Annotated in this window: 24 protein-coding genes and 1 pseudogene; 13 read left to right on the forward strand and 12 right to left on the reverse strand. The window is 51.9% G+C overall.

Annotation, left to right across the window (positions count from 1 at the left end):
• Nucleotides 1–81: 81 nt before the first annotated feature.
• Nucleotides 82–1,695 (reverse strand): ABC transporter substrate-binding protein, encoded by a 1,614-nt coding sequence (locus HV477_RS02255; RefSeq protein ID WP_001216563.1) that lies wholly within the window; start codon nt 1,693–1,695, stop codon nt 82–84.
• Nucleotides 1,696–1,884: 189 nt separating this feature from the next.
• Between HV477_RS02255 and mpaA the strand changes: the two genes are divergently transcribed.
• Complete coding sequence (gene mpaA / locus HV477_RS02260) at nt 1,885–2,613, forward strand: murein tripeptide amidase MpaA (RefSeq protein WP_000219108.1); 729 nt, start codon at nt 1,885–1,887, stop codon at nt 2,611–2,613.
• Here mpaA and ycjG read toward each other — a convergent pair.
• Nucleotides 2,588–3,553 (reverse strand): L-Ala-D/L-Glu epimerase, encoded by a 966-nt coding sequence (gene ycjG / locus HV477_RS02265; RefSeq protein WP_001258064.1) that lies wholly within the window; start codon nt 3,551–3,553, stop codon nt 2,588–2,590. The genes mpaA and ycjG overlap by 26 nt on opposite strands.
• 115 nt (nt 3,554–3,668) lie before the next feature.
• On the opposite strand from ycjG, the gene tpx reads away from it, so the two are divergent.
• Nucleotides 3,669–4,175, forward strand: coding sequence for a thiol peroxidase (gene tpx / locus HV477_RS02270; protein WP_000084401.1), 507 nt, complete (start codon nt 3,669–3,671; stop codon nt 4,173–4,175).
• Between the two features lie 89 nt (nt 4,176–4,264).
• On the opposite strand, the gene tyrR is transcribed toward tpx, so the two are convergent.
• The 8 genes from tyrR to pspA all read right to left on the reverse strand — a co-directional run bounded on the left by tyrR (nt 4,265) and on the right by pspA (nt 10,500).
• Nucleotides 4,265–5,806 carry a transcriptional regulator TyrR gene (tyrR, locus tag HV477_RS02275; RefSeq protein ID WP_001235484.1) on the reverse strand — a complete coding sequence of 514 codons (1,542 nt, stop codon included), beginning with the start codon at nt 5,804–5,806 and terminating at the stop codon, nt 4,265–4,267.
• A gap of 147 nt (nt 5,807–5,953) precedes the next feature.
• Nucleotides 5,954–7,015 carry a TIGR01620 family protein gene (locus tag HV477_RS02280; RefSeq protein ID WP_001294472.1) on the reverse strand — a complete coding sequence of 354 codons (1,062 nt, stop codon included), beginning with the start codon at nt 7,013–7,015 and terminating at the stop codon, nt 5,954–5,956.
• The gene (locus HV477_RS02285; protein ID WP_000825860.1) at nt 7,012–8,409 is read right to left on the reverse strand and encodes a YcjX family protein; all 1,398 of its coding nucleotides are present in this window, start codon (nt 8,407–8,409) and stop codon (nt 7,012–7,014) included. The genes HV477_RS02280 and HV477_RS02285 overlap by 4 nt, the downstream gene beginning before the upstream one ends.
• Before the next feature lie 148 nt (nt 8,410–8,557).
• On the reverse strand, nt 8,558–8,872 hold the full coding sequence (gene pspE / locus HV477_RS02290; RefSeq protein ID WP_000913432.1) for a thiosulfate sulfurtransferase PspE: 315 nt from the start codon (nt 8,870–8,872) through the stop codon (nt 8,558–8,560).
• Nucleotides 8,873–8,947: 75 nt separating this feature from the next.
• A complete protein-coding gene (gene pspD / locus HV477_RS02295; RefSeq protein WP_001097607.1) occupies nt 8,948–9,166 on the reverse strand; it encodes a phage shock protein PspD in 219 nt (72 codons plus the stop codon).
• Between the two features lie 22 nt (nt 9,167–9,188).
• Nucleotides 9,189–9,548 (reverse strand): envelope stress response membrane protein PspC, encoded by a 360-nt coding sequence (gene pspC / locus HV477_RS02300; RefSeq protein ID WP_000508938.1) that lies wholly within the window; start codon nt 9,546–9,548, stop codon nt 9,189–9,191.
• Entirely contained in the window at nt 9,548–9,772 is a 225-nt protein-coding gene (gene pspB, locus HV477_RS02305) for an envelope stress response membrane protein PspB (RefSeq protein WP_001274953.1), read from the reverse strand. The genes pspC and pspB overlap by 1 nt, the downstream gene beginning before the upstream one ends.
• Nucleotides 9,773–9,831: 59 nt before the next feature.
• A complete protein-coding gene (gene pspA / locus HV477_RS02310; protein WP_000511010.1) occupies nt 9,832–10,500 on the reverse strand; it encodes a phage shock protein PspA in 669 nt (222 codons plus the stop codon).
• Nucleotides 10,501–10,671: 171 nt separating this feature from the next.
• Here pspA and pspF point away from each other — a divergent pair, with 171 nt between their 5' ends.
• From pspF to sapF, 6 genes are all read left to right on the forward strand, one after another.
• A complete protein-coding gene (gene pspF / locus HV477_RS02315) occupies nt 10,672–11,652 on the forward strand; it encodes a phage shock protein operon transcriptional activator (protein WP_001738297.1) in 981 nt (326 codons plus the stop codon).
• A gap of 111 nt (nt 11,653–11,763) precedes the next feature.
• Nucleotides 11,764–13,413 (forward strand): peptide ABC transporter substrate-binding protein SapA, encoded by a 1,650-nt coding sequence (gene sapA / locus HV477_RS02320; RefSeq protein WP_079898780.1) that lies wholly within the window; start codon nt 11,764–11,766, stop codon nt 13,411–13,413.
• Nucleotides 13,410–14,375 (forward strand): peptide ABC transporter permease SapB, encoded by a 966-nt coding sequence (gene sapB / locus HV477_RS02325; RefSeq protein WP_000583298.1) that lies wholly within the window; start codon nt 13,410–13,412, stop codon nt 14,373–14,375. Before sapA ends, sapB begins: the two co-directional genes overlap by 4 nt.
• A complete protein-coding gene (gene sapC, locus HV477_RS02330; RefSeq protein WP_001146150.1) occupies nt 14,362–15,252 on the forward strand; it encodes a peptide ABC transporter permease SapC in 891 nt (296 codons plus the stop codon). Before sapB ends, sapC begins: the two co-directional genes overlap by 14 nt.
• Nucleotides 15,252–16,244, forward strand: coding sequence for a peptide ABC transporter ATP-binding protein SapD (gene sapD, locus HV477_RS02335; protein ID WP_001128869.1), 993 nt, complete (start codon nt 15,252–15,254; stop codon nt 16,242–16,244). The genes sapC and sapD overlap by 1 nt, the downstream gene beginning before the upstream one ends.
• Nucleotide 16,245: 1 nt before the next feature.
• The gene (gene sapF, locus HV477_RS02340) at nt 16,246–17,052 is read left to right on the forward strand and encodes a peptide ABC transporter ATP-binding protein SapF (RefSeq protein WP_000230462.1); all 807 of its coding nucleotides are present in this window, start codon (nt 16,246–16,248) and stop codon (nt 17,050–17,052) included.
• Nucleotides 17,053–17,067: 15 nt separating this feature from the next.
• Here sapF and HV477_RS02345 read toward each other — a convergent pair whose 3' ends face one another.
• Together HV477_RS02345 and steC are read right to left on the reverse strand one after the other, a co-directional pair.
• Nucleotides 17,068–17,775 carry an EAL domain-containing protein gene (locus HV477_RS02345; RefSeq protein WP_079898779.1) on the reverse strand — a complete coding sequence of 236 codons (708 nt, stop codon included), beginning with the start codon at nt 17,773–17,775 and terminating at the stop codon, nt 17,068–17,070.
• 465 nt (nt 17,776–18,240) lie between these two features.
• Entirely contained in the window at nt 18,241–19,614 is a 1,374-nt protein-coding gene (gene steC / locus HV477_RS02350) for an SPI-2 type III secretion system effector kinase SteC (protein ID WP_079898778.1), read from the reverse strand.
• A 34-nt stretch (nt 19,615–19,648) separates the two neighbouring features.
• Here steC and HV477_RS02355 point away from each other — a divergent pair, with 34 nt between their 5' ends.
• From HV477_RS02355 to HV477_RS02375, 5 genes and pseudogenes are all read left to right on the forward strand, one after another.
• Nucleotides 19,649–19,828, forward strand: a complete 180-nt coding sequence (locus HV477_RS02355; RefSeq protein ID WP_010989024.1) for a hypothetical protein — start codon at nt 19,649–19,651, stop codon at nt 19,826–19,828.
• The gene (locus HV477_RS02360; RefSeq protein WP_079898777.1) at nt 19,803–20,102 is read left to right on the forward strand and encodes a hypothetical protein; all 300 of its coding nucleotides are present in this window, start codon (nt 19,803–19,805) and stop codon (nt 20,100–20,102) included. The genes HV477_RS02355 and HV477_RS02360 overlap by 26 nt, the downstream gene beginning before the upstream one ends.
• A 117-nt stretch (nt 20,103–20,219) precedes the next feature.
• Nucleotides 20,220–21,008, forward strand: a complete 789-nt coding sequence (fabI, locus tag HV477_RS02365) for an enoyl-ACP reductase FabI (protein ID WP_000506501.1) — start codon at nt 20,220–20,222, stop codon at nt 21,006–21,008.
• Between the two features lie 199 nt (nt 21,009–21,207).
• A pseudogene (locus HV477_RS02370) lies at nt 21,208–22,185 on the forward strand (CMD domain-containing protein); the annotation flags it as partial.
• 244 nt (nt 22,186–22,429) lie between these two features.
• The gene (locus HV477_RS02375; protein ID WP_000485041.1) at nt 22,430–24,364 is read left to right on the forward strand and encodes an exoribonuclease II; all 1,935 of its coding nucleotides are present in this window, start codon (nt 22,430–22,432) and stop codon (nt 24,362–24,364) included.
• Nucleotides 24,365–24,510: the final 146 nt, after the last annotated feature.

Consider the following 24,510-nt stretch of genomic DNA (forward strand, 5'->3'; position numbering starts at 1 on the left):
GCGCTCGCTTAATCCCCATGCCTTCTGCCAGCATCAGGCGGCGGGCTTGGCTACCTTGAGTTAACAAGAAACCAGTACGCATCAGTGCTTCACGATATACATTGTACGGCTATAGGCCACATCTTCCGGGTTAGTAATGGGGTATCCCTTTACCCACGGTTTAATTAACCGGCCATTGGTATACTGATAAATAGGCGCTATAGGCGCTTGTTCCGTTAAAATTTTCTCCGCTGCATTGTAATCCGCGTTACGCGCTTCGGCGGTATTTTCCATCGTCGCTTGCGTCAGGATTTTGTCATAAGTCGGATTAGTAAAGCGTGAAATATTCCCCGTATGCGTGGACGTTAATAAGGATAAGAAAGTCGACGGTTCGTTGTAATCACCCACCCAGGAGGCGCGAATAACATCAAAATTACCGGTATTCCGGCTGTCGATATACGTTTTCCACTCCTGGTTTTGCAATTTCACATCCACCCCCAGATTTTTCTTCCACATTGACGCCACCGCAATCGCGATTTTCTGATGGTTTTCTGAGGTATTGTAAAGCAGAGTTAATTTAAGCGGCTTCTGCGATCCGTAGCCTGCTGCACGCAGCAATGTTTTCGCCTGGGCGTTAAGTTCTTCCTGGCTCATTTGTTCAAACGGTGAAGGATCGGGCTTAAATCCTGCCGTGACATCCGGTGTAAAATGCCAGGCCGGTTTTTCACCGGTACCTAAGACTTTTTCCGCCATCAAACGGCGATCAATGGTCATACTTAGCGCCAGACGAACGCGGGAATCCGCCGTCGGCCCTTTCTGCGTGTTAAACGCATAATAATAAGTCCCTAATTGCGGCGGCGTATAAACTTGCCCTGGAATATCCTTTAATAACTTCTGGTACATATTTTTAGGGAAAGATTCGGTGATATCAATATCACCGGCAAGGTAACGTTTCGTCGCAGCCGATTCCTGGTTAATGGGTAAAAATGTCACTTTTTGCAGTACCGTTTTCGCGTTATCCCAGTAATGCGTATTAGGCACGACCACCAGTTTTTCATTTACCACGCGCTCTTTAAGCACATACGCGCCATTGCCAATCAGTTTTCCCGGCTTCATCCAGTCTTTGCCGCTTTCGACATTCGCTTTTTGGACCGGATAAAAGGCAAAACTGGCGGTCAGACTGGCAAACCAGGGCAACGGCTTGTCAAGCTGAACACGCAAAGTGTGCGCGTCCACGGCACTGACGCCAAGCTGATCCGGCGTGACTTTACCGTCGATAATGGCTTGCGCATTAGTGATGCCAGCCAGAGCGGCAAACCAGGCGAAGGGGGAAAGCGTTTTGGGATCAACAAGGCGTTGCCAGCTATAGACAAAATCCTGGGCGGTCACCGGCGTTCCATCGGCCCATTGCGCATTATCCCGCAACGTAAACGTCCAGATACGATTATCATTGCTCTTCCACTGGCTGGCGACGCCAGGAATAATTTCACCCTTTTCGTTCTGGTTAACCAGCCCTTCAAACAGATCGCGGATCACCTGAATTTCAGGCAGCCCAACGGCTTTCGCTGGATCTAACGAAGCGGGCTCATCTTTGATATGACGCACCAGTTCTTGTTTTTCTGCCAGTACCGTTCCGCCGGGAACATCCGCAGCATATGCCAGGGAAAAGCTGCTAACCAACAGCGCACAACAGGTTACTGAAACAGAATGCCTCATAGAAGTTCCTCAAAGATGAGTTAAATGACAACGTAATTATTTGTTTCAGCAGAAAGAAATGCAATTATCTTCCGCCAGAAAGTTGATATCGCGCCATACAAGAGGGTAAATAGAAACCATTTGATAATCGGCGGGTTTTACACAACACTACGATGATTACCCTACTGGTCTCAGCTTCGGGAAACGCGTATGACTGTCACCCGCCCCCGTGCCGAGCGCGGCGCATTTCCGCCAGGCACTGAACATTATGGACGTTCGCTACTAGGCGCGCCGCTAATCTGGTTTCCGGCGCCTGCCGCCAATCGCGAAAGCGGTCTGATACTGGCTGGCACCCACGGGGATGAAACCTCATCCGTGGTGACGCTCTCCTGTGCGTTACGCACCTTAAATCCAACCCTTCGCCGTCATCATGTCGTACTTGCCGTTAATCCTGATGGCTGTCAACTGGGGTTAAGGGCAAATGCGAATGGCATTGATCTAAACCGTAACTTTCCCGCCGCCAACTGGAAAGCGGGTGAGACAGTTTATCGCTGGAATAGCCGCGCGCAAGAGCGTGATGTCGTGCTGCTAACCGGCGACCATCCCGGCTCAGAACCGGAAACCCAGGCGCTTTGCCAGTTAATTCATCGACTCCAACCCGCCTGGGTCGTCTCTTTTCACGATCCGCTAGCCTGCATTGAAGATCCACGTCGCAGCGAGCTAGGCGAGTGGCTGGCCGATGCGTTTGCGTTGCCGCTGGTAACCAGTGTAGGTTACGAAACGCCCGGTTCGTTTGGCAGCTGGTGCGCCGACCTCAACCTGCACTGCATTACCGCCGAGTTTCCCCCTGTTTCTGCCGATGAAGCCAGCGAAAAATACTTGCTGGCTATGTCGAATCTGCTCCGCTGGCATCCTAAAGATGGAGTTGACCCGTCGTAAAGCGTAGCGCGGGCTCAACATCAACCGCCAGCCATGTTGGGCCATCAAGATCGGCGAAGCTCACCTGCGGCATAAGCGGCAGCGCGGCGCTAATCGCTCTTGATGTACAGAGCATACAGCCCAGCATCAGGCCGAATCCTTGCTCCCGCGCCTCCGTTGCCAGCGCCAGCGCCTCGGTCAGACCGCCGGTTTTATCCAGCTTAATGTTGATCATATCGTAGCGCCCCGTCAGGGCTTTCAGACTACTGCGAGTATGGCAGCTCTCATCTGCACAGATGGGCAACGGATGAATAAAATTTTCCAGGGCGGCGTCATCCTGCGCGGGCAGCGGCTGCTCCAGCATCGCGACATTCAGATCCGCCAGTAACTGGCAACGCGCCGCCAGCCCCTCCGGGCGCCACGATTCATTGGCGTCCACAATGAGCGTCGCCTCCGGCACCGCCGAGCGGATCGCCACCATACGTTCGCTAATCAGACGAGCATCGAGTTTGATTTTCAGCAACGTCGCCCCTTTTTCCCATAGTGCCGCCGCACTGGCAGCCATCTGTTCCGGCGTGCCTATCACTACCGTTTGCGCGGTAGTAAAAACCGGGGACAGCGTCACGCCGAGCAGCCCGGCAAGGCTTTGCTGCCGCTGGCGGGCCTGCAGATCCCATAAGGCGCTATCCACCGCGTTGCGCGCCGCGCCTGCCGGCAACAGTTTCTGCAATGCTTCGCGAGTCAGCCCGTTTTCCAACTGAGGCACAATACTCATGATTTGCGCCATGACCGAGGCATCACTTTCACCATAACGTGGATATGGCGTACATTCCCCGATGCCTTTTACGTCCTCTTCTTCCAGTTCGACAACGACAACATGCGCTTCGCTTCGGCTACCACGCGCAATAACGAAAGGCGTATGTAACGGCCAGGTTTCCTCATATACCTTAACAGATCTCATCTCTTCCCCTCTGATAGCGCCGGACGCGGCTTGCTACAAATAGTATTTGCCGTGTTAATGAATAATGACTTAAACTGGATTTCGACGTTAACTATAAGTAAATAGGAACATAATTATGTCACAGACTGTACATTTCCAGGGTAACCCGGTCACCGTTGCCAACGTTATTCCGCAGGCTGGTAGCAAAGCACAGGCTTTTACTCTTGTCGCAAAAGATTTGTCTGACGTTTCCCTCAGCCAATATGCAGGCAAACGCAAAGTGCTGAATATTTTCCCAAGCATTGATACTGGCGTATGCGCCGCATCAGTTCGTAAGTTTAATCAACTGGCCACAGAAGTGGAGAATACCGTCGTATTGTGCGTTTCTGCTGACCTGCCTTTTGCACAGTCGCGTTTTTGCGGCGCGGAAGGCCTGAGCAACGTTATTACGCTTTCCACTCTGCGTAATAACGAGTTTCTGAAAAACTACGGCGTCGAAATCGTTGACGGCCCGCTGAAAGGTTTGGCGGCGCGCGCAGTCATCGTGCTTGACGAAAACGACAACGTTATTTTCAGCCAGTTGGTGGATGAAATCACCCACGAGCCGGATTACGACGCCGCGCTTAATGTCCTGAAGGCATAAGCCAGCGCCTGCTGGCGCTACGTTTGTCAGTGCTACAGGCGGTGCTCTTTTGTCACAAGAAGGCCTCTATCCGGAGGCCTTCTTTTTTTCTACTCTTCACCCTTCTTCTGGCTCAGACCATATTCACGCAGCTTATTGGCAATCGCGGTATGCGATACCCCCAACCGTTTCGCCAGTTTACGCGTACTCGGATAGCTACGATAAAGCTGAGTAAGGACAGAACGTTCGAAACGACTGGTAATGTCATCCAGCGAACCTTCCATCGCATCCTCGCCGACTGCCACCGTCGCGGCATCGTAGTCAGGCAGCAGGATATCCTGCGGACGCAGCTCATACCCTTCCAGCTGCGTCAGCGCCCGGTAAATCGCATTTTTAAGCTGGCGAACGTTACCCGGCCAGCCGTAACGAGTGAGGACCGTACTCAGATCGGCAGACAGTTTCGGTCGCGGAACGCCCTGTTCGTCGGCAAAACGCGCCACGAACAGTTCGGTCAACGGCATAATATCCTGCGGACAATCGCGCAACGGCGGCAAATTAAGCGTCAGAACGTTAAGTCGATAATAGAGATCTTCGCGGAACAGTCCTTTTTGCACCAGCTCCACCAGATTTTTCTGCGTGGCGCAGATAACGCGGACATCAACATGAATTTCGTGATCTTCGCCGACGCGACGGAACGTACCATCATTGAGAAAACGTAGCAGCTTCGCCTGCATACGCGGCGACATTTCGCCAATTTCATCCAGCAGCACCGAACCGCCATTCGCCTGTTCAAAAAAGCCTTTTTTACCTTCCGGCGCATGGCCAAATAGTTCGCTTTCTACCGCATCTTCCGGGATTGAAGCGCAGTTGAGCGCCAGATACGGCTTCGCTGAACGAGGGCTTGCCTGGTGACAGGCATAGGCGAAAAGATCTTTGCCGGTTCCCGTATCGCCGGTAATCAGCAGCGGCGCGCTGAGCATCGCCAGTTTGCGCGCCTGCTCAACGACGTGCTTCATCTTTGCGCTCACGGCAATAATCTGACTAAACGCGCTCAGATCCTGCGTGGACAAATTCTGTAGCTGCTGCCCCATACGAATCGTGGAACGCAACATCACGACCGCCCCGGTCAACACGTATTCGTCATTTTCGTTTTGTAAATGTACCGGCGTAATCTCCATCAGGAAGTTTTGCCCGTTGATCACGACATGTTCGTTATGGGAGCTTTGCGGATTACCGTCCAGCCAGCGCTGAAAATTGAAGCCGTTGATTAATTGTGCGGCGGTATGGTGCCGCATTCGCTCCTGGTTCTGGGCAAAAAGCTGACAACTCGCCGGGTTCGCCATCTCCACTTTACTCTTCATATCCAATGAGAGCACCGGCTCCGGCAACGCCTCAAGCAGCGCGCTCAGGGCCAGATGTTCACGTTCGGACGGCATCCAGGGAACGGTACGGACATCCGTTACGCCGGAAATACGGCGGATTTCGGCCATCAGGCTGCTGAAGTCGGTGAATTCCAGCTCAGCAAAATTAAGATAAATTCGCCCAATGGGATCAATCTCGATTCCGCGTAAATCAATGCTACGTAACACCAGTAAATCAAGTAATTCGCGGGTCAGACCAAGTCGGTCTTCACAAAAGACTTCCAGACGCATGGGAACCTTCACCTGAATAATGAACCATTAAATAGATGATAAGCCACTATTCGGCTGGCAGGAAGGATTCTGTCAACAAATATTGACAGCATGGCGGAAAAACGGGCGCTGCGGCGTAAAGCCAGGCAATCAGCGCCCTGTGGAAGGTCATTTCTCAGGCGACGACTTACTCTTTTGCAGCGTCTCTTTTAGCTGACCGATAAGCTGACGACGAAAATCACCGAGACGTGGTTTATCGTTGTCGATCCACGGCAATGGTCGACATAGCTCCATCGCTTTTATTCCCAGTCGAGCGGTAAGGAGACCTGCGCCAATCCCCTGCGCCGCGCGCGTGGACAGGCGTGCGGCCAGATCCTGAGACATCCAGTCCATACCGACTTCACGCACCAGCTCACTGGCCCCCGCGAACGCGATATTCAGCAACACCAGACGGAACAGACGAAGGCGGCTGTAATAACCAAGTTCAATGCCATACAGCGTTGCGATACGGTTAATCAGGCGTAAATTACGCCAGGCAATAAACGCCATATCCACCAACGCTAACGGACTGACGGCGATCATCAGAGTCGATTCCGCGGCGAAACGGCTAATCTCACGTCGCGCCTGCGCGTCAAGTACCGGCTGTACCAGATGCGCATACAAACCGACGATTTCCCTGTCGTTTTGCGTTTCGTGAATAGCGGCATACCAACGTTGTAATGCCGGATGTGATTGATCAATCCCCGCCTGCTGCGCCAGTTTTTCGCAAAATGCGCGACCTTTCCCGACGCTATGGCTATGTAACAGTTCACGCGCCTCATCGCGCTCATGCGCCCGCTGGCGCAAGCGCCATAATCGCCGCCACTCCGTGACCACCGATCCCACGCCAGCGCCAACGATCAGCGCGCCTGCGGCACAGCCGCCTAAAGCGACCCAGTCCTGAGTTTGCCAGGCATTCATTGTCCACTGTACGCCTTGCCCGACCACGCTCGCGCCAAACAGCGCCAGTCCTCCCATCACCATTTTACGCCACAGGCTGCGTTTGGGACGCAGCGCGGCATCGACCGCCGCTTCTGCCACGCCTTCGTCTTCCGGGCGCTCATCGATAGCCGCAGGCGCAAATGTACGCGACTCCGCTTCGCTGAAAGTTTGCTGCGCTTTGAAGGCCGACGTAGGTTCCTCCTTTAGCGGTTCTGCAAAATCAATACGCGGTTTTAACGGTTCGCTCATCGCAGCTTATCTCCTATTAAAAACTCCAGCGCAGCGTCCAGACGAATATGCGGTAACGGTTTATCAACATCCATCACCTGCGGACGAAAAGCTTCGAACTGAAAACCCTGACTATCCCAAAACGCTTGCCCCGGCAAACGCGAAGGCACTTCGCCGGGGTACACGGTTAACGGCGCGCCGTCACTCAAACGGTTTCCACGTAAAGCCGGGATTTTTTCGCCGTTGACCTCAATCACGCCGCTGGTGGTCGCCTGTACCGACGCCAGCCCCAGGCAATCCATACTGATGCCTTCAAACGCGGCATTTTGCCAGGCATCCTGAATAAGCTGCTGGAGCAAGGCCACCATATTGGCATGTTGGTCGAGGGTGACATGGTCGGCTTTCGTCGCGGCGAACAGCAATTTATCAATTACCGGCGAAAACAGGCGGCGAAACAGAGTTCGCTGGCCATAGTGAAAACTTTGCATCAACTGCGTTAAGGCGAGACGCATATCATTAAACGCCTGCGGCCCGCTATTAAGCGGTTGCAGACAGTCGACCAGCACAATCTGGCGATCAAAGCGTAGAAAATGATTTTTGTAGAACCCTTTGACCACTTTTTCGCAATAGTAGTTAAAGCGTTCGCGCAGCATTCCAGCGTTGGTCTGCTTATCCGCCTGCGCCAGTTTTGACTCGCCGAAGGCGTCCACATCCGGCCACGGGAAAAACTGCAACGCTGGCGCGCCCGCCATATCGCCCGGCAAAACAAACCGTCCAGGCTGAATAAAGTGCAATCCCTGCGATTTACACTGATGCAAATAATCCGTCCAGGCGGCGGCAATCTCCGCCAGCCGATTTTCATCGGCGGGCGCCAGCGGATCGAGCCCGTCGCAAAGTTGCCGCCATTTTGCGGCCCACTCAGCGCGTTGCCCTTGCAACAAGCCGTTCATCTGACGGGACCAGCTTAAATAATCCTGAGCCAGCATGGGCAGATCGAGTAACCATTCCCCTGGATAGTCCACAATCTCCAGATACAATGTCGAGGTATCTTTAAAATGGCGCAGCAGCGAGTCGTTTGAGCGATAGCGCAACGCCAGCCGAATCTCACTGACGCCGCGCGTCGGTGTGGGCCAGGCGGGAGGATTGCCATAAAGCTGAAGTATCCCCTCGTCGTAGGTAAAACGGGGAATACCAAAATCACGTTGAGGCACACGCTTTACGCCAAGCAGGCGTTCTTCACGTACCGCGCTGAGCAACGGTAAGCGCGCGCCCGCGTGGACATTAAGCAACTGGTTAACCATCGCCGTGATAAACGCTGTTTTACCGCTGCGGCTCAACCCGGTTACGGCAAGACGCAAATGCCTGTCTACCCCACGATTGACCAGCGCGTTGAGTTCAGTTTTAAGTCGCTTCATTGACATCCTGTTGAGCCTGAAGAGAAGAAAAAATAATAACGAGCCTGCGTTATAGATATGTGCAAAAACGTTATTATCAACTACCCGGAGAGATCAACAACGGCGCATTAAGCGCCGCGGTTAGTATGAGTATTGAGCAATAGATTATCTATTTTTTTACTTTCGGCATATCAAGACGACTGATGCCGCCCATATTCATCGCGTGCGTATACCCCATATCAAGCAACATTTGTTTTGCCATGCCCGACTGTCGTCCGGAGTTGCAATATAACTTTACCGTATCGTTCCTGTCTGGAACTACCGTTTCGATATGAGATTTAATCTCCTTCAATGGGATATTAATCGCGCCCTGAATATGCTCACGCTGATATTGTTCCGGAATGCGGACATCTATCCAGTATTCTGCGGCATAAAGCGGCATGGCTACGAATAACGCTAACGCAAATATTCCTTTTTTCAACATACTTCCGTCCTGACACGTAATGTATTTCGCACACACTATACGCCAGATCTTAACGAAATATTATGACCAGACTCGCTATTTGTAACGCTGCGAAATTTTATTCGCCGCCTTACGAAGTACTGGCTCCAGCGCAAACGCCAGCAACATTTTTAGCGGACGACGGGCGACGGATTTTACCGCCCATCCCGCCACGCCGGCAGGCCCGTAGCGTAACGCGGTCAACAGAACCAGCTTACCTGCTATTTTGAAGCCGGGCTTCACCTTCTGCCCGGCGCGTTGCCAGCGAGTATTCATCTTCACCTTCCCGATATAACACTTAAAGTTGACGGAAACGACTACGCAGTGTGAACGTATCTGACGTGACGTAGCGTTCCATTTCTCGCAAACGCTTTTCGCCTGCGGCAAGCTCTCTGTCTACGGTATCCAGCAGTTCGCCGCTGGTCGGCTGCGGTTTCCCTGCGGCCAGATTATCCGGCATAGGGTCCAGTACAAAAGACAGAACGATATAGGCCACTACGGTAAAAAACGCCAGCCCAAAGAAAATCGACAGCACGACCAGAATACGCACCAGTTTTACCGGTACATCAAGGTAGTCGGCGATCCCGGCGCAAACGCCACGCACCATGCCCTTTTGCGGCATACGCCATAGTTTTTTATTCAGATTGATTCCACCCATTAGCGCTCTCTCCAGTTCGGATGCTCTGCATCAAGAATGTCTTCCAGCGCCTGAATGCGCTCGCGCATACGTTGCGCATCGTCTGTGAGTTGCAGTAAGCGTTGCTGCTCGCTTTGCGACAGTTCTCCCCGACCGGCGCGGTTGCTGTAATGCAGCCACAGCCAAATCGGTAACACAAACAACACAAAAATGGTTAACGGGATGGCCAGAAATAGCGCGCTCATGCGTTCTCCTTACACCTAAAGCTGATGAGCGACGGCGCGTACCGGCGCCGCCATTGTCATTATTGATTATCTTGCTTCATTTTGGCTTTCAACTGCGCCAGCTGCTCGCTGATTTCATCATCGGCTTTCAGGTTGGCAAACTGTTGGTCCAGCGATTGCTGCTTACCAAAACGATGGCTTTCCGCTTCCGCTTCCATTTGATCGATACGACGTTCAAAGGATTCAAACCGCGCCATGGCTTCATCCAGTTTGCCGCTGTCAAGCTGACGACGGACATCGCGGGAAGAACTTGCCGCCTGATGACGCAGCATCAGCGCCTGCTGGCGAGCGCGTGTTTCGCTGAGTTTGTTTTCCAGCTCGCCAATCTCTTTCTTCATGCGCGCCAGCGTGTCATCCACCAGCGTGACTTCCTGTTCAAGCGTAGCAATTAAATCGGTCAGCTTTTGTTTTTCAATCAATGCGGCGCGCGCCAGATCGTCTTTATCTTTGCGCAGAGCCAGTTCCGCTTTTTCCTGCCACTCGGTCTGCTGAACCGTAGCCTGTTCAATACGACGGGATAACTGTTTCTTTTCCGCTAAAGCACGCGCGGAGTTCGAGCGAACCTCCACCAGCGTATCTTCCATCTCCTGAATCATCAGGCGCACCAGCTTCTGCGGATCCTCCGCTTTTTCCAACAACGCATTGATATTGGCGTTCACGATGTCGGCAAAACGAGAAAAAATACCCATAATTCAATCCTCACATAATGTTCTGATAACGGGGCGATGCCCTGCTACATGATTAATACAATTTGCGTGCCAACTTTTCATATCACTGATAATAAAGAAATTGTTTCGTTTTACCTCGCCAGCAAAAAAGGATAAAGTGGTGAAAAACACTAACAAGTGGCGATTTTCATCATGGCTGAATTTAAAGATAACCTGCTCGGCGAGGCAAACCGTTTTCTTGAAGTACTGGAACAAGTCTCCCGGCTCGCGCCGCTGGATAAGCCAGTGCTGATTATTGGCGAACGCGGTACGGGTAAAGAACTTATCGCCAATCGCCTGCACTATCTCTCTTCACGCTGGCAGGGGCCGCTTATCTCGCTTAACTGCGCGGCGCTTAACGAAAACCTGCTGGACTCCGAACTGTTTGGTCATGAAGCGGGCGCTTTTACCGGGGCGCAAAAACGTCATCCCGGTCGCTTTGAACGCGCCGATGGCGGCACGCTGTTTTTGGATGAACTGGCGACAGCGCCGATGCTGGTACAGGAAAAGCTACTGCGGGTGATTGAATATGGCGAGCTAGAGCGCGTCGGCGGCAGCCAGCCGTTACAGGTTAATGTGCGATTAGTATGCGCCACTAATGCCGATTTACCCGCCATGGTGAAGGAAGGGACATTTCGTGCCGATCTGCTCGACAGGCTGGCTTTTGATGTTGTACAACTGCCGCCGCTGCGCGAACGCCAGAGCGATATCATGCTGATGGCCGAGCATTTTGCTATTCAGATGTGTCGTGAACTACGTCTGCCCTTATTTCCCGGTTTTACCGATCGGGCAAAAGAAACGTTGTTGCATTACGCCTGGCCGGGTAATGTCCGCGAGCTGAAAAACGTAGTCGAACGTTCAGTGTATCGCCACGGCAGTAGTGAACAACCTTTGGATGAAATTGTTATCGATCCTTTTCAACGCCATCCCGCTGAACCGCCCGCGCCCGCCCTGCCAGCGGCATCCGTCACGCCTGACCTGCCGCTCAAATTACGTGAGTTTCAACTGCAACAGGAAAAAGCGCTGCTGCAACGTAGCTTACAGCAGGCGAAGTTTAACCAGAAACGAGCCGCCGATTTGCTGGCGCTCACCTACCACCAGTTTCGCGCCTTGCTTAAAAAGCATCAGCTTTAGCTATTTCTCCGGCTAATTGACGACATTTACGCCAGTTATCCACCGACATTTTTACGTGGCGGGCCGAAGTGCGATACACTTTGCAAATTGAACTTCAAAAACTTAACTATTATGCGCCTGGTTTTATCGTCTCTGATCGTGATAGCGGGTCTACTAAGTAGTCAGGCTACGGCTGCGACTGCGCCCGAACAAACTGCGAGTGCAGATATTCGCGATAGCGGCTTTGTGTATTGTGTCAGCGGGCAGGTCAACACCTTTAATCCGCAAAAAGCGAGTAGCGGCCTCATCGTCGATACCCTGGCCGCCCAGTTATATGACCGCCTGTTGGATGTTGATCCCTATACTTATCGTTTAGTCCCAGAGCTGGCAGAAAGCTGGGAAGTGCTGGATAACGGGGCAACGTACCGTTTTCACCTGCGCCGCGACGTTTCCTTTCAAAAAACCGCCTGGTTTACGCCGACCCGAAAACTCAATGCTGATGATGTCGTCTTTACCTTTCAGCGGATTTTCGATCGTCGACATCCGTGGCATAACATCAACGGCAGTAGCTTCCCCTACTTTGATAGCCTACAGTTCGCCGACAATGTAAAAAGCGTGCGTAAGCTGGACAATAACACCGTTGAGTTTCGCCTGACGCAGCCAGACGCCTCCTTTTTATGGCATCTGGCCACGCACTACGCTTCCGTCATGTCCGCTGAGTACGCCGCGCAGCTTAGCCGAAAAGATCGTCAGGAACTGCTTGATCGGCAACCGGTCGGCACCGGGCCTTTCCAGCTTTCGGAGTACCGTGCCGGGCAGTTTATTCGTCTCCAGCGCCACGATGGGTTTTGGCGCGGCAAACCGCTAATGCCGCAAGTGGTGGTGGATTTAGGCTCCGGCGGTACCGGGCGTTTATCGAAATTACTGACCGGTGAATGCGATGTTCTGGCCTGGCCCGCCGCCAGCCAGCTAACTATTTTACGCGACGATCCGCGTTTACGTCTGACGTTGCGCCCGGGGATGAATATCGCCTATCTGGCCTTTAACACCGATAAGCCGCCGTTGAATAATCCCGCAGTGCGCCATGCGCTGGCCTTATCGATCAACAACCAGCGTCTGATGCAGTCGATTTATTACGGCACGGCGGAAACCGCAGCCTCCATTTTACCGAGAGCCTCATGGGCTTACGATAACGATGCCAAAATTACGGAGTACAATCCGGAAAAATCGCGCAAACAGCTAAAAGCGCTGGGCATTGAGAATCTTACGCTGCATCTCTGGGTGCCGACCAGTTCTCAGGCCTGGAACCCAAGTCCGCTAAAAACGGCGGAGCTTATTCAGGCGGATATGGCGCAGGTTGGCGTAAAAGTGGTCATTGTGCCGGTTGAAGGTCGTTTTCAGGAGGCGCGCCTGATGGATATGAATCACGATCTGACCTTATCCGGCTGGGCCACGGACAGCAACGATCCGGATAGCTTTTTCAGACCACTGTTAAGCTGTGCGGCCATCAATTCGCAAACCAATTTCGCCCACTGGTGTAACCCGGAATTTGACAGCGTGCTGCGTAAAGCACTGTCGTCGCAGCAGTTGGCTTCGCGCATAGAAGCGTATGAGGAAGCGCAGAATATCCTGGAGAAAGAGCTGCCGATACTGCCGCTGGCATCATCACTACGCCTGCAGGCTTACCGCTACGATATTAAAGGGCTGGTGTTAAGCCCGTTCGGCAATGCGTCTTTTGCCGGCGTCTCCCGCGAAAAACACGAAGAGGTGAAAAAACCATGATTATCTTCACCCTGCGTCGGTTATTGCTGTTGCTGGTGACGCTCTTCTTCCTGACCTTTATCGGCTTTAGCCTGAGCTATTTTACGCCGCACGCGCCGCTACAAGGCGCATCATTATGGAATGCCTGGGTTTTCTGGTTCAACGGTCTGCTGCACTGGGACTTTGGCGTGTCCAGCATTAACGGCCAGCTGATCTCCGAACAGCTTAAAGAGGTGTTTCCCGCCACGATGGAGCTGTGCATTCTCGCCTTTGGTTTTGCGCTGATGGTCGGCATCCCGGTCGGGATGCTGGCTGGCGTGACGCGTAGCAAATGGCCGGATCGTTTTATCAGCGCGCTGGCGCTATTAGGTTTCTCAATTCCGGTTTTCTGGCTGGCGCTTCTGCTCACACTGTTCTTTTCGCTCACGCTGGGGTGGCTGCCGGTATCCGGGCGATTTGACCTGCTTTATGAAGTTAAACCGGTTACCGGTTTCGCCATCATTGACGCCTGGATTTCAGATTCGCCATGGCGTGATGAAATGGTGATGAGCGCCATACGGCATATGGTTTTACCGGTGCTCACGCTCTCCGTCGCGCCGACCACAGAAGTGATCCGCCTGATGCGAATCAGCACTATTGAGGTCTACGATCAGAACTACGTTAAAGCGGCGGCCACGCGCGGCTTATCGCGCTTTACGATTTTACGCCGTCACGTGTTGCATAATGCGCTGCCGCCGGTCATTCCCCGTCTTGGTCTGCAGTTTTCAACCATGTTAACGCTGGCGATGATTACCGAAATGGTTTTCAGCTGGCCTGGGCTGGGACGATGGTTAATTCACGCCATTCGTCAGCAGGACTATGCCGCTATTTCCGCTGGCGTGATGGTCATTGGGTCGCTGGTTATTGTGGTCAATGTGATTTCCGATATTTTGGGTGCTATGGCTAACCCTCTGAAACATAAGGAATGGTATGCCTTACGATAGCGTATACAGCGAAAAGCGCCCGCCAGGCACCCTGCGCACTGCCTGGCGTAAATTTTATAGCGACGCGCCTGCGATGGTGGGTCTGTATGGATGCGCCGGTCTGGCGTTGCTGTGTATTTTTGGCGGCTGGATCGCGCCCTATGGTATCGATCAGCAATTTCTGGGCTATCAGCTACTGCCACCCTCCTGGTCACGCTATGGCGAAGTCTCCTTTTTTCTGGGGACTGACGATCTGGGGCGCGATGTGCTGAGCCGCCTGTTAAGCGGCGCGGCGCCCACGGTCGGCGGCGCGTTTATCGTAACGCTGGCGGCTACGCTATGTGGATTAGTCCTCGGCGTAGTGGCAGGCGCGACGCACGGTTTACGCTCTGCCGTGCTGAACCATATTCTGGACACGCTGCTTTCCATCCCTTCGCTCTTGCTGGCGATTATCGTCGTGGCATTTGCCGGCCCACATCTGTCACACGCGATGTTTGCCGTCTGGCTGGCCCTGTTGCCGCGAATGGTACGTTCCGTCTACAGCATGGTGCATGATGAACTGGAAAAAGAGTACGTCATTGCCGCCCGTCTGGATGGCGCGACAACGCTGAATATTCTGTGGTTCGCCATTTTACCGAATATTACCGCCGGTCTGGTCACCGAAATTACCCGGGCGCTGTCGATGGCGATTCTGGACATCGCCGCGCTGGGATTTTTAGATCTCGGCGCGCAGCTTCCCTCTCCTGAATGGGGCGCTATGTTGGGGGATGCGCTGGAGCTAATCTATGTCGCGCCGTGGACCGTTATGCTACCCGGCGCGGCGATAACGCTCAGTGTTTTACTGGTAAACCTGCTCGGAGATGGGATTCGTCGTGCGATTATTGCGGGGGTGGAATAATGCCGTTACTGGATATCCGCAATCTCACCATTGAATTTAAAACCAGCGAAGGTTGGGTAAAAGCGGTCGATCGCGTCAGTATGACATTAAGCGAAGGTGAAATTCGCGGCCTGGTAGGTGAATCGGGTTCCGGAAAGAGCTTGATTGCTAAAGCTATTTGCGGCGTCGCGAAAGACAACTGGCGAGTCACTGCCGACCGTATGCGTTTTGATGATATCGATCTGCTGCGCCTCTCCTCTCGTGAACGGCGTAAGCTGGTCGGGCATAATGTGTCGATGATCTTCCAGGAGCCGCAGTCGTGCCTTGATCCTTCCGAACGCGTCGGCCGCCAGTTAATGCAAAATATTCCCGCCTGGACCTATAAAGGCCGCTGGTGGCAGCGTTTAGGCTGGCGTAAACGGCGTGCAATTGAATTACTGCACCGGGTGGGAATTAAAGATCATAAAGACGCGATGCGCAGTTTTCCCTATGAACTGACCGATGGCGAGTGTCAGAAAGTCATGATCGCTATCGCGCTGGCGAATCAACCGCGACTCCTGATCGCTGATGAACCCACCAACTCAATGGAACCAACGACGCAGGCGCAAATTTTTCGCCTGTTGACCCGACTGAATCAAAACAGTAATACCACCATTCTGTTGATTAGCCACGACCTGCAAATGCTGAGTCAGTGGGCTGACAAAATCAACGTCTTATACTGCGGCCAGACGGTAGAAACCGCGCCAAGTAAAGATCTGGTGACGACGCCACATCATCCTTATACGCAGGCGCTTATCCGCGCGATTCCGGATTTTGGCAGCGCGATGCCGCATAAAAGCCGTCTCAATACGCTGCCGGGCGCGATCCCGCTACTGGAGCAGTTACCGATAGGTTGTCGTCTGGGGCCGCGCTGCCCTTACGCGCAACGAGAATGCATTATCACGCCACGCTTAACCGGCGCGAAAAATCATCTCTATGCCTGTCATTTTCCGCTGAATATGGAGAGAGAGTGATATGGTGGAAACTCTGCTTGAAGTGCGCAACCTGAGTAAAACCTTTCGCTACCGGACAGGATGGTTTCGCCGCCAGACCGTCGACGCCGTGAAACCATTAAGCTTTACGCTTCGTGAGCGTCAGACTCTGGCCATTATCGGCGAAAACGGTTCCGGCAAATCCACGCTGGCAAAGATGCTGGCCGGCATGATTGAACCCACCAGCGGCGAGCTTCTTATTGACGATCATCCCCTGCATTACGGCGACTATTCGTTTCGAAGCCAACGTATTCGAATGATTTTTCAGGACCCCTCAACGTCACTGAATCCACGTCAACGTATTTCGCAGATCCTTGACTTCCCCCTGCGCCTTAATACCGATCTGGAGCCGGAACAGCGGCGCAAACAGATTGTCGAGACGATGCGTATGGTGGGGCTATTGCCCGATCACGTGAGCTACTACCCGCATATGCTGGCGCCGGGGCAGAAACAGCGTCTGGGCCTGGCCCGCGCGCTGATTTTACGCCCTAAAGTCATTATCGCGGACGAAGCGCTGGCTTCGCTTGATATGTCCATGCGCTCGCAGCTCATCAATCTGATGCTTGAATTGCAGGAAAAGCAAGGCATCTCCTATATCTATGTCACGCAGCATATCGGCATGATGAAACATATTAGCGATCAGGTATTAGTGATGCATCAGGGGGAAGTGGTTGAACGCGGCAGCACCGCCGATGTGCTCGCCTCTCCGCTACATGAGCTTACCCGCCGTTTAATCGCAGGCCATTTTGGCGAGGCGCTGACCGCTGACGCATGGCGAAAGGATCGCTAAGCGAAACAAATACCCTCAGTTCGATTCTCTGAGGGTGTTCATGCGACTGCCCAACAGCAATGTTTCAACCTCTTCTAACGCAACGGAAGGAAATAACGTGCCCTGGGTTGCCCAAATGCCTGCCGTTTTTAACGCCGGCAAATAGCGTGCGTTTTCCTGGCCACCCACCACAATCTTGTCACAATAATGCCGGATATGTTTGACGAGCAGCGGAAACGTCATTTTTTCAATTTGTGAGATAAAAAAGCTGCGATCAAGTTTTACGCCGCTAAAACACCCGCAAACTAATGGCGCAGCGGTTGCGTTCCCTACGCCCAGGTCGCCCAGCCATAATGGATTAGGTTGCTTATGAAGCGCGTGTATTAAAGGATCGATTAAGGCGTTATCTTGACATGAAAAATGTTCAGCGACCTGCAGCTCCACAAATAGCATGGCGTGTAGTAATGCGCGAATATCTTTATCCTGAAGGACAAGCTGCGCCATACCCCGATCAATATTTACGATACAGAATAGGCCGTGGCGTAGAAACCAGCCATGTTTGGCCGCGATTGTCCGCAACAGATCAAGCAGAAAACGGCGCTTCTGCGAATTGTCCCATGACGAGATAACAAACTCAGGATGTAGCGGACGAGCGGGCGACGATGCAAAATGGGTAGTGATTTCGACACCCAGTAAATCCCCCTCCATTGCCCTTATCGGCTCTGCCATAAAAAAATAGCGCATGTGACCACTCCACTTGATCTTAACTCCCTGATAATGCGCTTTTAACGCAAATCAATCAATAAAAACGATCAATATATAAAAAATGATCGAAAAAAACAATATATGTTAACTTCATGATAACTTGCTAATTTTATGTTTTGAGAATGTTCTTCTATTGCTATAAGGAAATTTACATACTACGCCGAACAACGCTAATACGACGGCATGAGACCATCCGTAAAGCCAGGTTTTTCTTGTCAGGCAGAGGGGAAAAATCAAGGCGAGTTAATGTTGTTACACCATTGCGAGGCATTTCACCCACTATGGCAGCGCGGCATCGCCAACCCTAATGGCGAGTTGCATCTCCGCTGCAGGCTGTCCAGATCCCCCGAACGACCTTTAAACGAATAGCAACTCTCAATAATTGATCGGTAAATCTGTAGCGAATGAGCCCCGGCGATTCGCAGAAAAGAACGGAACTAAATGCTATTTTTTTAATTCATTCTTTAATACTTTAGCCACAAGAGTCCCCTCCTCAGGCGCGGCTAGTTTAAAACGTCTTCCTGGCGCAGGTGTCTGTTCTTCCTCTCCGATTAACGCATCAAGATCCGTAATAAGTGACTTATAATATTCAACATCTTCAGTATTTCCTTCGGTCTCGGCCCGCTTTAATTTTATCATGTGATGGGCCTTAATTTGCTCTTCCAGTTGCCTTGTTGCAAGAGAAACGCTTCGCTGTTGCCGTGATTCTTGTGACAACACGATTTGATCGCCATCGACAAAGAAAAGAACCCCCTCTTTAACCAGAATATTACCTAAGATATTTATATCATGCATATAAACCCCCCGGGATTTAAGAAGCGCCTCCGCCATTCGATAGTTATCTTCATCTTCAACATCGAACTCCTGACCTTGAATATATTTTGAAACTAAAACCGTAACGTCTTTACCATTAATATTCATGATGGCCGAACGAGAAAAATTCTTGTCGCCATTGGCCATATTCAAATACTTACTGACACGCTCAGGATGACAATTACGATGTTCCTGAGAGTTAACATCCACTTTTATTCCCCGCTCATTAACTGGAATCTTAACAACAAAGTCATCATGTAACCGATAGACTGTCCCATAACTTCCGCTACCTATTTTATTTTTTTCAATATCACGCATGCGAATATTTTTCTGAAACTCCGGCGAGTTAATAAACGCCTCTATTGCCGCTGGTTGTGATGCATCCGTCTGATCAATAGCGCCGCTCTCATCACCAGACGCCGTGGCGGGCGTGGTCAGGAAGTCTATCAAACGTTGCTCAAAAGCCTCATAGATTCCATTACTACCTGCCTCGCTCGGCGGTAGATTATCATTACCCAAAGCGGCAAGCGTAATTTCCCCGTTATTATAATTAAACATCGTTTCTTTTAAAAAATCGACGCAACGTTCAGAACACTCCGTCTCGGTCACTAATACTCCATCGTAAAACATCTGTAGTAGTAACATATTTTCTTGATGTGCTAATATCTCTACAGTGTATTTATCCATTGTTTCAGGTCTGGAGGCATCAATAAGTTTAATATATCCAAGAAGTGGGCGCCATCGTGTACAGTCTTCATCTCGCTTCGAAAATGGTCCTGGAGAGAAAGGCCCCTTAATATCGGAATGCTCTTTTTTTTGGCACAGTAGATTATAGATTTCTCTATAATCAGAAATTAAACTTCGCCTGGTAAATATATTCCTGAAAAAATCTATGAATTTCTCACACGTTGAAAAAACATGCTCTCTTTTATTATCGATGATATCTCTTAAATACCTTTCTGATATCTGGCAACTATGATTTCCGATCTGAAATGTAAACGGCATATGTCTCATCCTCTGAAAATTTATTATAATATACATGCAAACATATAAAAACCTGATTTGTAACTACTGTAATCACCTGATTTCCAAAATTTTTCATATTCAGTATTACTCTGCATCAATAAATAGAGAAAACCTTCAGCACCTAAAAAAGAAATTATTTTTGTTAAGCATTTGCTGGTTAAAATTACATGTCCATAACATCGCTAATAGGTGAGGTAAACCATTCGGATGAATATTCTGGCTTCCTACAGAACCTTTATTTGTCTGGTGGAAGGCGCATCGCTATCGTACTTGCTATCCGTCCCGGTATCTCTGGTTGGATGAGGCGAACCTTACACCAGCTGGTATACTGCACCGTAGGGCCTGTCCCATTAGACTCTTTGATTTGCCAGTTTGGCCCTGGGGAGTGCTCAAAATCCTCAGGGACTTTGTTACCGTGTGGTTTTAGAACGTCACCTGCCGGTGATAGTGGCGGAAAAATAGCGTGACACACGGGGCCAGGAGTGGGATATAATTTCAGACTAATTTCGAATAATGTTGAAAAGTTGCTGTTAACCATTGTTCGTAAAAGCAAAAAATAAGCAATGACTATAAGGATTAAAGCTATGGGTTTTCTTTCCGGTAAGCGCATTCTGGTCACTGGCGTGGCCAGTAAACTGTCCATCGCCTACGGTATCGCACAGGCGATGCACCGCGAAGGAGCTGAACTGGCGTTCACCTACCAGAACGACAAACTGAAAGGCCGCGTAGAAGAATTTGCTGCCCAGCTGGGTTCCAGCATCGTTTTACCGTGTGATGTCGCTGAAGATGCCAGCATTGACGCTATGTTTGCAGAGCTGGGTAACGTTTGGCCGAAATTTGACGGTTTCGTACACTCGATTGGTTTCGCGCCTGGCGATCAGCTGGACGGCGATTATGTTAATGCGGTTACCCGCGAAGGCTTTAAAATCGCTCACGATATTAGCTCTTACAGCTTTGTTGCCATGGCGAAAGCCTGCCGCACCATGCTGAATCCGGGTTCTGCGCTGTTGACCTTGTCTTATCTGGGAGCGGAGCGCGCCATCCCGAACTACAATGTCATGGGTCTGGCGAAAGCCTCTCTGGAAGCCAACGTGCGTTATATGGCAAATGCAATGGGGCCGGAAGGCGTTCGCGTCAACGCCATCTCTGCGGGCCCGATCCGCACGCTGGCGGCGTCCGGTATTAAAGACTTCCGTAAAATGCTGGCGCATTGTGAAGCCGTTACGCCAATTCGTCGCACCGTGACCATTGAAGATGTGGGTAACTCAGCGGCGTTTCTGTGTTCCGATCTCTCGGCAGGCATTTCTGGCGAAGTCGTCCATGTTGACGGCGGGTTCAGCATTGCGGCAATGAATGAACTGGAACTGAAGTAAGCGCATTAAGTTTATTAGCGGGCGGCACGGCTGTGCTGCCCCATTCCCCTCACTCACCACTCATCTCGTTATATAGCGTTCTGATATTTGTTATCACCTAACAATCTTTCATCCCTTTCCCGCATACGCCAGGATAATCCACCATAAACGATCCGACGCCGAATCATTATCGATCGCCATTTCATCCTCGGGAAACCCTATGGAACAATGCCGAAAAGCGGGTAAAAGCCACTGGTATCATGAAACACAATCCACTATGTCGTCACAAACCCCGCTTTCGCTAATGCCGGAAGCCGCGTATGTTAACGATCGTTTTTTACTGGATTTAACGGTAGCAGAAACCGCGTTGACGCCTTTTGAGTCATGGTTAAAGCCCGCTCGCCAGTTGGCGGATGTCTTATTTCCCCGCACGGTTCTCAACGACCGGCTTCATACGTTTAGCACCTATGAACGTATGAGCACCGCGCTGACCGCCGCTCAGGTATTTGGGGTTCAGCGTTTGTGCCGCTATTATGCCGCGCGTCTGGCGCCGCTACCTGGCCCTGACGCCTCAAGAGAGAGCAATCAACGGCTGGCGCAAATTACGCAATACGCTCGTCAGCTTGCCGGCTCCCCCTCCGTTATCAATACGCGAGCCCGCGAACAGCTTGCAGAGGTGGGATTAACCGCCCGGGATACCGTACTCATCAATCAGATCATTGGGTTTATCGGTTTTCAGGCGCGGGTAGCGGCGATATTTCAGGCGTTTTGCCGTCTGCCCGTGCGCGAACTGCCCGGCCAGGAGATGCAGCGCTTTGCCAGGGCCGCGCGGTTTCAAAACCCCCAGACGATATGGCGGCCCGCCGCCAGTCTGGTAGAATATCCTCCAGCCCATACCAAAGTTCGGCGGCAATATTCGTCTTCACAATGCCAAATGATGGCGCCGGTACTCATGCGCGATCCGTCTTCATTCGCGTTACTCGAACGCATACTGACCAGCACATTACACACTGCATCGCCCCCTTCTTTACTTCCACTTATCACGCTCCTCACATCACGTATCAACGGCAGCGCCGCCTGCTTTAACGAACAGGCAACCCAACCTGGCGCGTGGCGCCGTGCTGTCATCACGTTACGCCAGGAAGACGACGACATCGCTCGTTGGGAACTTGAGCCCGCACTGACACAGGCGATACAATGGCTCACCAGAGCGCCCGATCGCTTTAGCGCCGCGCATTTTTTCCCGCTACTCACCAGGGGAGTTTCATCGGAGCAGGCCATTAATATGTTAGGCTGGTGTGGCGTGTGCGGATGGTTAAATCGTTTAAAAATCGCGTTGGGCGAAACCTATTAACTCATCCATTACTGAAAGAGCGCTTGCTGCGCCAGGCAGAATCGCGTAAAACTGTCAGCCGCTCTTTTGGCTACGAAAATAGACGAATATGTTTCAGGACAACCCGCTGCTAGCGCAGCTTAAACAGCAACTGCATTCCCAGACGCCGCGCGCTGAAGGGGTCGTAAAAGCCACGGAAAAAGGCTTTGGCTTCCTTGAGGTTGACGCGCAAAAAAGCTACTTCATTCCTCCGCCGCAGATGAAAAAAGTGATGCATGGCGATCGTATCGTCGCGGTCATCCACACGGAAAAAGAACGTGAGTCTGCCGAGCCGGAAGAACTGATCGAACCGTTCCTGACGCGTTTTGTGGGAAAAGTTCAGGGTAAAAATGACCGCCTGTCCATCGTGCCGGATCATCCGTTGCTGAAAGACGCGATTCCCTGCCGCGCCGCGCGCGGCGTTCAGCATGAGTTCAAAGAAGGTGACTGGGCGGTTGCCGAAATGCGCCGCCATCCGCTTAAAGGCGACCGTTCGTTTTACGCCGATTTAACGCAGTACATCACCTTTGCCGACGATCACTTTGTTCCCTGGTGGGTTACGCTTGCCCGCCACAACCTGGAAAAAGAAGCGCCGAACGGCGTAGCGACGGAGATGCTGGACGAAGGGCTGGAGCGCCAGGATCTTACCGCGCTGAATTTCGTCACTATCGATAGCGCCAGCACTGAAGATATGGATGACGCGCTTTATGCTGAGGAATTAGCGGACGGCAGACTCCAGCTTACGGTGGCTATCGCCGATCCTACCGCCTGGATTGCCGAAGGCAGTAAGCTGGATAACGCCGCGAAAATTCGCGCCTTCACCAACTACCTGCCGGGCTTCAATATTCCTATGCTGCCGCGTGAGCTGTCTGACGATCTGTGCTCACTGCGCGCCAACGAAGTGCGTCCGGCGCTCGCCTGTCGCATGATAATCGCCGCGGACGGCACCATTGACGATGATATCGCCTTTTTTGCGGCCACCATCGAATCGAAGGCCAAGCTGGCGTACGACAATGTCTCCGACTGGCTGGAAAATAACGGCACCTGGCAGCCGGATAACGAAGGCATTGCCCAGCAGATTCGTCTGTTGCACCGTATTTGTCTAAGCCGCAGTGAGTGGCGTCATCATCATGCGTTAGTCTTTAAAGACCGCCCGGATTACCGCTTTGTGCTTGGCGAAAAAGGCGAAGTACTGGATATTGTGGCGGAACCGCGCCGTATCGCTAACCGTATCGTAGAAGAGTCGATGATCGCCGCTAACCTTTGCGCCGCGCGCGTACTGCGCGATAAGCTCGGTTTCGGTATTTACAACGTACATACGGGCTTCGATCCCGCGAATGCCGACGCGCTGGCCGCGCTGCTGAAAACGCATGGTCTGCATGTCGATGCCGAAGAGGTGCTGACGCTGGAAGGCTTCTGTAAACTGCGTCGCGAACTGGATGCGCAGCCCTCCGGTTTCCTTGACAGCCGCATTCGTCGCTTCCAGTCTTTTGCGGAAATCAGCACCGAGCCGGGGCCGCATTTCGGTCTTGGCCTTGAGGCTTACGCCACCTGGACTTCTCCCATCCGTAAGTATGGCGATATGATTAACCATCGCCTGCTGAAAGCGGTCATCAAGGGGGAAGCTATTGCGCGTCCGCAGGAAGATATCACCCAGCAAATGGCGGAACGCCGTCGCCTGAACCGCATGGCGGAGCGCGATGTCGGCGACTGGTTATATGCACGCTTCCTTAACGATAAGGCGGGGACAAATACCCGTTTCGCGGCAGAAATTATTGACGTCAGCCGCGGAGGTATGCGTGTGCGACTGGTCGATAACGGCGCTATCGCCTTTATCCCTGCCCCGTTCCTGCACGCCGTTCGCGATGAACTGGTATGCAGCCAGGAAAACGGTACGGTACAGATTAAAGGTGAGACGGTTTATAAAGTGACGGATGTCATTGATGTCACTATTGCGGAAGTTCGCATGGAAACCCGCAGCATTATTGCCCGACCGGCAGCGTAACCACGTTGAGCTCGCTTAACGGCCTTTGCTGAGAAGGCAAAGGCCGTTTCTTTTCTTCTTCTCCCTTCCGTCATGCTCTAAGTTTAATCTTATTCAAGCGCCCCATTTCTTGTTATTTTTAGCTGGCGACTATGCTTTTTCCAGAA

It is taken from the genome of Salmonella sp. SG203 (assembly GCF_013350575.1).
GTDB lineage: Bacteria > Pseudomonadota > Gammaproteobacteria > Enterobacterales > Enterobacteriaceae > Salmonella > Salmonella enterica.